The sequence below is a fragment of the Microcoleus sp. PH2017_09_SFU_O_A genome, assembly GCF_020738625.1.
In the GTDB taxonomy this organism is placed as follows: domain Bacteria; phylum Cyanobacteriota; class Cyanobacteriia; order Cyanobacteriales; family Microcoleaceae; genus Microcoleus.
In genome coordinates, this window is the sequence record NZ_JAEQCF010000086.1 from 35,524 (window position 1) to 36,926 (window position 1,403).

A 1,403-nucleotide genomic window follows, 5' to 3' on the forward strand; every position below is an offset into this window, starting at 1 on the left:
ACCGTTTCTCGATCGCGGGGTCAGGGATCTATAGTTGTTAATAGTGATAAGTAGGTTGGGTAGAACTGAGATCTTGCACCATTCTCAACAAGCCTTTTGCTGACAATCATGCAAGATGTGAGGTACAACGAAGTGAACCTACGCTTCGCTGGATCCAACCTGAAAATTATTGGTTTAACAGTGGACAATACTGTCAACTGTCAACTGTCAACTGTCAACTGTTTTATCGGAGGTTTATGGCATTATTATTAGCGGGCGATATTGGCGGAACTAAGACAATTTTGCGCTTGGTAGAAAGGACTGCTGATGGTGCAATGAATGCTCTTTACGAGTTTCGCTATCCGAGCGGGGAATTTCCCGATTTAGTGCCGATAGTTCAACAGTTTTTGACGGAAGCTGCTACTAAACTCGATTTGGCAGTGGAGCCTGAAAAAGCTTGTTTTGCGATCGCAGGCCCAGTAGTCAACAACAGCGCCAAACTGACAAATTTGCCTTGGCTGCTGGATGCAAAGCGTCTGGAAGAAGAATTAGGAATCTCCCGTGTTAGTTTGATTAATGATTTTGTAGCGGTTGGTTACGGCGTGTGTGGTTTGGAAGCTACAGATATACACACCTTGCAAGTAGGAAAACCGAGCCAGCACGATCCAATTGCTGTGATTGGTGCGGGTACAGGTTTGGGACATTGTTTTGCAATTCCCGAAGCAAATGGGATCAGGGTTTTTTCTTCGGAAGGGGGACACGGTGACTTTGCTCCTCGCTCGGAGTTGGAGTTTGAATTGCTAAAATATTTGTTAGCAAAACATAACATTCAAAGAATATCGATCGAGCGTGTAGTTTCGGGACAAGGGATTGTCTCAATTTACCAGTTTTTGCGCGATCGCAAGTTTGCTCCTGAATCAGCCGAAGTGGGGAAAGCGATCGCTCAATGGGAGTCGGAAATCGGTAAAACCGAGAAAACAGTCGATCCGGGGGCGATAATTGCGGCGGCTGCACTCCAAAAGTGCGATCGGCTTTCGGAACAAACAATGCAAATGTTTGTAGAAGCTTACGGTGCGGTGGCCGGAAATATGGCTGTTTCACTTCTACCTTACGGCGGTTTGTACGTAGCCGGCGGCATCGCTGCGAAGATTTTGCCACTGATTCTAGAAGGCAGTTTTATGCGAGCTTTTACGCACAAAGGTCGGATGGATTCGCTATTAGAAATGATACCAGTTCGCCTGGTTTTGAATGGCAATGTCGGGTTAATTGGAGCGGCGGTTTGTGCGGCAGGCCTTTAGGGGATTGAATCTGAGGAAGTTGTTAAAATTAGGGGCGGGCTAGAAGCCCACCCCACAAGATTTTTTGTGGCACAGGCATCTTGCCTGTGAAAGTGCTTGTGGCACAGGCATCTTGCCTGTGACAAA

The 1,403-nt window shown here is 46.8% G+C and carries 1 protein-coding gene; it reads left to right on the top strand.

Features of this window, described 5'->3' with window-relative positions; all coding sequences use genetic code 11:
• The first annotated feature begins 236 nt into the window (after positions 1-236).
• Complete coding sequence (locus tag JGK16_RS26335) at positions 237-1,277, top strand: glucokinase (RefSeq protein ID WP_293193134.1); 1,041 nt, start codon at positions 237-239, stop codon at positions 1,275-1,277.
• The last annotated feature ends 126 nt before the right edge of the window (positions 1,278-1,403 follow it).